Consider the following 6,945-nt stretch of genomic DNA (forward strand, 5'->3'; position numbering starts at 1 on the left):
CGATGTGTGAAACAACGCCCCGACCTCGGGGCGTTGTGCTCTCTGCCACCGGCATCGAGGCTCGCCGTTGCCCCGCTTACAGGTTAAGATACCGGCCATTCGACCCCAGTTGCACACCAAGACGAGCACCATCGCCCGTGAGATTATCCCCTGTTACTTCCAAAATTCTGTTAAGCCTCAGTGCATTGGCCTCTGGTGCCATCGCCGTGCTGGCCTTCTCCCCCTTCGGCTACTGGCCGCTGGTGATCCCCTCCCTGCTTGGCCTCTACGCCCTGCTGGACAAAGCTACGCCGAAACAGGCCACCTGGCGCGGTTTTGGCTACGCCATGGGACTCTTTTTGCCAGGCCTGTGGTGGATCCATGTCAGCATGACCGAGTTTGGCGGCATCCCGCTGCCGGTCGCCTTTGTGCTGCTGGCCGGGCTCTCCGCCTATCTGGCACTCTACCCGACGCTCGCCTGCTGGGTCTTTGCCCGCTTCTTTGGCGGCCGTCACTGGAGCCGCTGGCTGCTCGCCTTCCCGGCCCTCTGGTTGGTCGCTGACTGGCTGCGCGGCTGGGTGATGACCGGCTTCCCCTGGCTCTGGTTTGGTTACAGCCAGATCGACGGCCCGCTCAAGGGCTTTGCCCCCATTCTCGGGGTGCAGGGCATCACCCTCGCCCTGTTGCTGTCCGCCTCCGCTATCTGGCTGGTGTGGAAATCCCGCTCGCCACTGTGGCTGGCGGTGCCCGCCCTGCTGGTGGCCGGTGCCCACGGTCTGATGCAGCTCAACTGGGTGACCCGTGGCGAACCGGTCAAGGTGGCACTGGTGCAGGGCAATATCGCCCAATCCCTCAAATGGGATCCGGAGGCGCTGGCCCCCACGGTGCGCACCTATCAGGACTTGAGCCGCGAGAATCAGGATGCCGACATCATCGTCTGGCCGGAGTCGGCGATCCCGGCCATCGAGAAGGCGATGGGCCCCTATCTGGAGAATCTGGACAAGGCGATGAAGGTGAACGATACCGGCCTGCTGGCGGGGATCATTCACTACGACGAGCAGCAACAGCGCTTCTACAATACCGTGCTCGGCATGGGGGTGCAGGATGCGGATGGCAAGGAGTCCTACTTCTACAACCACTCCAACCGCTACAACAAATACCACCTGCTGCCCATCGGCGAGTTCGTGCCGTTTGAAGATCTGCTGCGCCCCATCGCCCCCTTCTTCAACCTGCCGATGTCCTCCTTCAGCCGGGGTGACGAAGTGCAGCCCAACCTGATCGCCAAAGGGCTCAAGTTTGCCGCCGCCATCTGCTACGAGATCATCTTCCCGGAGGAGGTGCGCCGCAACGTCAATGCCGATACCGACTTCCTGCTGACCGTCTCCAACGATGCCTGGTTCGGCACCAGCATAGGCCCCTGGCAGCATATGGAGATCGCCCGGATGCGTGCGCTGGAGCTGGCTCGTCCGCTGCTGCGGGACACCAACACCGGCATCACTATCGTCACCGAGATCGACGGCAGCATCATCGGCCAGATCCCGCAGTTTGAAGCGGGCGTGCTGCGCAGCGAGGTGCGTCCCGCCCACGGCGAGACCCCCTACATGCGCTTTGGCAGCTGGCCCCTCTACGGTCTGACCGTACTGCTGCTGGGTCTGGCGCTGGCGCTGCGCCCCAAGGCGCACCCCTGGGCCCGCGAGCTGTAATGGCCATCCGCAATCCCTGATAAACAACGAGGCGCCCGCAGGCGCCTCGTTTTTTTACGACAGCTAATCACGCATCTTTTTGCAGGCAGCAGATCACATAGCCGTAACTGCCCAGATATTGGCGGTGGATGGCCACTTCCCGGCTCAAGTCCTGCCAGGCAGCACTCTCCCCCAGCTCGTCTCGATAGCGCACCAGATTGACCTCGATAGGGTCCAGATAGTTGTTCCAGGCGCTCATCGGCAAGGGAGTATGTGACAGGCAGCGGTAGCCTGCCGCTTGTATCGTTTCAAGCAGGCCCGCCAGCGTCTGCATGGCGGGATAATCCTGCTGCCAGAATGCCAACGCCTCCTCGGGCGGGTTATCGGTAAGCCAGACCGCATCACTCAGCACGATGCAAGCCTGCGGGCTCGCGAGCAGCGGACGCCACGCCTTCAGCGCATTGGCAACTCCCATCACGTAAGCGCTCCCCTCTGCCCAGATGAGGTCGGCCGGGGCCAGATCGTCCGGCAGTGCCGCCATGTTGGCGCAGAGGGTGGAGACATGCTCAAAGCCCGCAGCACGGGCGGAGTGCGCCACGGCGGCCAGTGCCTCCTCTTCCAGATCGATGGCCACAATGTCAGCATCGGTCACCTGAGCCAGCGCCATGGTCGAGGCACCGCGCCCGCAGCCCATGTCGAGGATCCGGCGCGGCCGGATGGGCAAGGCGGCAAACTGCTGCTGAGTGAAGGCGCGATCCCCCGGCCCCCAGTAACTCATGCCATCCAGCAGCTGGATAAAATCCTTGATGTAACGCTCATGTTCATTCATGTCTTTGCTCAACCATTGCAAGTGGTAGCGATCTTTCTCGCTAAAACCCTGTTTCATCACCCACGCGAAGTAGGCCTCCGGTGCCTCGCGCTGCAGTTGCAGCTGCCAGGCCTTGAATTCCTCACCGGAGCGCGGGCGCAGCCCTGCCAAGTCTGCCAGCAGATCCCGAGCACGCTGCATCCGCACCAGCTCCTCATCGAGCTCCCTGACCCGGGCCTGCAATGCCGCCTGATCTATCTCGCCAGCCAGACAGGCGAGGCACTGCTTGAGGCTGAGACCACCAGCCTGCAGGGCCTGCACCATCTGCAGTCGCTGCAGATCCCCCTCGTCATAATGGCGATAGCCGTTGACGGCCCGGGTGCCGGCAATCACTCCCAGTTTCTCGTAATAGAGCAGGGTGGAGCGGGCAAGACCGCAGCGGCGGGCCAGTTCGGATATTTTCATGGCAATCACTCACGGTGCGGGCCCTCAGGTGGCCCGATAGAGACGAGCTTAAACTGTTAAGCCATAGACAGGTCAACGCCCTTTTCCAGAGATCCGCCAACAAAAACGGCCACCCAAGGGTGGCCGTTGTCAGCGCTATCTGTGATAAAGCGGCGATAGAGCAGCGATGCTACCGGCTCAAAGACCGGCTGCCTCCAGATGCTCCACCAGCAGTTGCACGCTGCGGTTGCCGCGCCACTCGTTGACATCAAGCCGGTAGACAAGCCGCACCCGCTTCACCGAGGCATCGGGCCAGCGCTTGAGATCGACGCCAAAGGCGATGGCATCCACCGCGTGACCAGAATCGGTTGTCAGCATCATTTTGAGGTGCTTCTCCCCTACCAGCCGCTGCTGCACCAGCACGAACTCGCCGTCAAACAGCGGCTCGGGGAAGGCCTGACCCCAGGGGCCTGACGCGCGAATAAGCTCCGCCAGCTCGAGGTTGAGCTCATCCGGCAACAACTCGCCATCGGTGAGCAACACCCCGGTCAAAAGCTCCGGTGTCACCAGCTCGCTGATGACCGCCTCAAAGGCCCGACCAAACGCCTCGATATTGGCCTTGGGCAGGGTCAGCCCTGCCGCCATGGCGTGGCCGCCAAACTTGCCCATAAGGCCCGGGTGGCGGGTATCGAGCAGTTCCAGCGCATCGCGCAGGTGCACGCCGGGGATAGAGCGGCCGGAGCCCTTGAGCTCGCTCTCGCTGCTCTCGGCAAAGGCAATAACCGGGCGGTAGTACTTCTCCTTCACCTTGGAGGCCACCAGCCCCACCACCCCCTGATGCCACTCGTCCCGGTGCAGCACTATGCCCGACGGCACCTCGCCATCGCGAAAACGGATCTGCTCCAGAGTGGCGAGGGCCTCCTGCTGCATCCCCTGCTCGATCTCCTTGCGCTCCTGATTGAGGCTGTCCATCTCGGCCGCAAGCTGGCGCGCCAGATTGAGATCATCGCAGAGCAGACAGGCGACCCCGAGGGACATGTCATCGAGGCGTCCCACCGCGTTGAGGCGCGGCCCCAGCGCAAAACCGAGGTCGGCAGCGGTGAGACGGCGACCATCGCGACCCGACACGTCCACCAGCGCCTGAATGCCGGGGCGACAGCGCCCGGCCCGGATCCGCTGCAACCCCTGATGGACCAGGATGCGGTTGTTGCCATCGAGCGCCACCACATCGGCGACCGTGCCGAGGGCCACCAGATCGAGGTAATCCGCCACATTGGGGGCTCGCAACCCTTGCCGTTCGTACCAGCCGAGCTGACGCAGATGGGTGTTGAGGGCCGCCATCAGGTAGAAGGCCACCCCCACCCCGGCCAGGGACTTGGAGGGGAAATCGCAACCGCGCTGGTTAGGGTTGACGATGGCATCGGCATCAGGCAGCTCCTGACCCGGCAAATGGTGATCGGTAACCAGTACCTGCATACCAGCCGCCTTGGCAGCCGCCACCCCGGCGATGCTGGAGATGCCGTTATCCACCGTGATAAGAAACTCGGCGCCGCGGGCCACCGCCAGCTCGACAATCTCGGGGGTGAGGCCGTAGCCAAACTCGAAGCGGTTGGGCACCAGAAAATCGATGTGGCGACCGCCCATGGCGCGCAGGGCCAGCACACACAGGGCCGAACTGGTGGCGCCATCGCAGTCGAAGTCGCCGACGATAAGGATCCGTTTCTGGGCAGTCAGAGCCTCCGCCAGCAGCGGCACCGCCTGTTCCATGCCATAGAGACGCTGGGGCGGCAACAGCTGACTGGCGCTGCGCTCCAGCAGGGCGGGATCCTCTACGCCACGGCTGGCGAAGATTTGGCGAAGCAGGGGATGCAGGGTGGCAGGCAGATGGGAATCATCAACTCGCGGACGACGACGGATTTGCAGGGACATCAATATGATCCAGTATCTTGAGCAGCTGTTCGGGGCTCTGATACCCGCGCACCAGATCCCCGTCGGAGGAGACCCAGGCCGGCAGTACCTTGACCCCCAACCATTGGCTCAGGCCAATATTTTGGATAAGGGTCTCACTACATGCCGTTTGAGGCAAATAGGCTTTTAACGGATCATTTTGCAGCAGGGGATCGCTGCACCAGTCGGCGGCCCGTTCGGCGTGATCAATCACCGGATAGAGAGCCACGCTCACCCCGGATGCCTGCAGGTGTTGCAAGGTGCCGGAGAGCTGACGACGTTTGGCGTCCTGCTCGCCGAGAAACAGAGCGACCCGGTGACGCTCATCCCTGGCCTTGAGCACGATGGGGGCATGGGCCACCTGTGCCAAGCCAAGTCGGCGCTGCTCGCGCATACCCGAGATGGTCAGGTTCTTCATGTCGCGGGTCATATCCAGCATGACCCCCTGCACCACATAATCCCCTTTGGCATCGCTGTAGAGCACCCCCTGTGAGGTGCCCAGCATATACAACCCCGCGATCGGGGTCGGTTCAACCAGATAGACGGGGACCCCCAGCCGGGCTGTGATGGTCTGTTTCAAGGCTTGGGTATCCATCCCCGCTCTGGCAGCAAATGTGCACAAAAGCATCATTCCCAGTAGTAAATACTTCACTTGTTTACTCACGTGGTATGAATGAATCGACCCAGCAAACTACAGCAGCACAGCTCATCATTCAACCAGCTAATTACCAAAAAATTAATATCACTTTGTACCAAAAAAATGGCTCCCCCCGATTGCCAAGGACTCATAACGCCCGCAAGCTAGTCAGGACGACAGGAACAACGCGGCTTAGCCTCTGTTTTTCCTGACAAGAGTTCGCCCTTTGGCAAGGGTAATCAACGCGCTATCTTGTTTAATTTCGGAGGAAATAATGAGTCTGATTCAAGAGTTCAAAGCCTTTGCCGCCCGCGGCAACGTCATCGATATGGCGGTCGGTATCATCATTGGTGCCGCCTTCGGCAAAATTGTCTCCTCTTTTGTCGGTGACGTAATCATGCCGCCCATCGGCCTGATCCTGGGCGGCGTGGACTTCAGCGACCTGGCGGTCACTCTGAAGGCCGCAGAAGGTGCAACACCCGCCGTAGTTATCGCCTATGGCAAGTTCATCCAGACCATCATCGACTTTCTGATCATCTCTTTTGCCATCTTCATGGGACTGAAAGCCATCAACACCCTCAAGAAAAAGCAGGAAGAGGAAGCCGCCGCCCCGGCAGGCCCAACCAAGGATCAGGAGCTGCTGACCGAGATCCGTGATCTGCTGAAATCTCAACAGGAGCGTTAAGCCGACTCCCCAGACTAGTGTGTATGTGTGTCACGATGCCCATGGGCTATGGTTAGATGGCGTAAAGTTATATAGGCGTCGTGACTATGCAAACCTCCACTGCTGCAAACTCCAATCACAGCTTTATTCTCCGTTTTCTTTTGCTGCTTGCGCTGCCACTTGTTTTGACCACATTGGGTAGTGCGTACCTTTTTTCTGTTATGCAGAAAAACACCTTGCTAAGCACCGCCAGATTTTTTCAGGGCGGGAGCACACTTTGTTGATATTTTAACCAAAGAATAACTGAGCCCGATAGTCGTCATTCCAGCCGGCTCTTTTTAGCTTGTTTCTCTGACTTCGAGCACCACAATTGCTCTGTTTTACGATATTCAATACGAACCGCCGGAATAGCGCCATATTCTCGACCGCATCCTCCATCGCTATCCTGGAAGCATCCTCGTTGAACACCACATCAAGAATGTAATGCTGGCTGTTCTCTATCCGCCAGTGCTGCCGTATATAGTGCCCTAGCAGCTTGTGCTTGGGGGATAACGAGCTGACATAGTAAGAGGTATCTACCGTTCCTTTTCCGTTGGCGCTGCGGTGACGCTCAACGGCAATGATGCTGCGGATTGTCGGCCATTTCTCCGTCAACTCTGGCGGTAATTTGGCTTTTAATTGAAATACATAACGCTCTTCCTGGCGGCCATGTCCACTCTCTTTGTGCTCGACGACAATCTTCTCTTTCTGGGCGTCAAACAGTGACTGGAATTGCGATTGAACC

5 protein-coding genes and 1 pseudogene are annotated in these 6,945 nt (G+C 59.9%); 2 read left to right on the forward strand and 4 right to left on the reverse strand.

Features of this window, described 5'->3' with window-relative positions; genetic code table 11:
- The first annotated feature begins 137 nt into the window (after positions 1–137).
- Positions 138–1,682, forward strand: coding sequence for an apolipoprotein N-acyltransferase (lnt, locus tag AB5Y97_RS17635; RefSeq protein WP_201946313.1), 1,545 nt, complete (start codon positions 138–140; stop codon positions 1,680–1,682).
- A 67-nt stretch (positions 1,683–1,749) separates the two neighbouring features.
- Here the strand turns inward: lnt and AB5Y97_RS17640 are convergent, their stop codons facing one another.
- The 3 genes from AB5Y97_RS17640 to AB5Y97_RS17650 form a co-directional block, all read right to left on the reverse strand.
- Positions 1,750–2,934 carry a MerR family transcriptional regulator gene (locus AB5Y97_RS17640; RefSeq protein WP_201946314.1) on the reverse strand — a complete coding sequence of 395 codons (1,185 nt, stop codon included), beginning with the start codon at positions 2,932–2,934 and terminating at the stop codon, positions 1,750–1,752.
- Positions 2,935–3,111: 177 nt separating this feature from the next.
- Complete coding sequence (gene recJ / locus AB5Y97_RS17645; protein ID WP_201946316.1) at positions 3,112–4,842, reverse strand: single-stranded-DNA-specific exonuclease RecJ; 1,731 nt, start codon at positions 4,840–4,842, stop codon at positions 3,112–3,114.
- On the reverse strand, positions 4,808–5,455 hold the full coding sequence (locus AB5Y97_RS17650; RefSeq protein ID WP_005335146.1) for a disulfide isomerase DsbC N-terminal domain-containing protein: 648 nt from the start codon (positions 5,453–5,455) through the stop codon (positions 4,808–4,810). Before AB5Y97_RS17650 ends, recJ begins: the two co-directional genes overlap by 35 nt.
- Positions 5,456–5,771: 316 nt before the next feature.
- Between AB5Y97_RS17650 and mscL the strand changes: the two genes are divergently transcribed.
- Complete coding sequence (mscL, locus tag AB5Y97_RS17655; protein ID WP_005335147.1) at positions 5,772–6,182, forward strand: large-conductance mechanosensitive channel protein MscL; 411 nt, start codon at positions 5,772–5,774, stop codon at positions 6,180–6,182.
- A 267-nt stretch (positions 6,183–6,449) separates the two neighbouring features.
- Here the strand turns inward: mscL and AB5Y97_RS17660 are convergent.
- Positions 6,450–6,945 (reverse strand): annotated as a pseudogene (locus AB5Y97_RS17660) (ISAs1-like element ISAs1 family transposase); the annotation flags it as partial.

The sequence above is a fragment of the Aeromonas sp. R10-2 genome, from assembly GCF_040908445.1.
Classification (GTDB): Bacteria; Pseudomonadota; Gammaproteobacteria; order Enterobacterales; family Aeromonadaceae; genus Aeromonas; species Aeromonas veronii.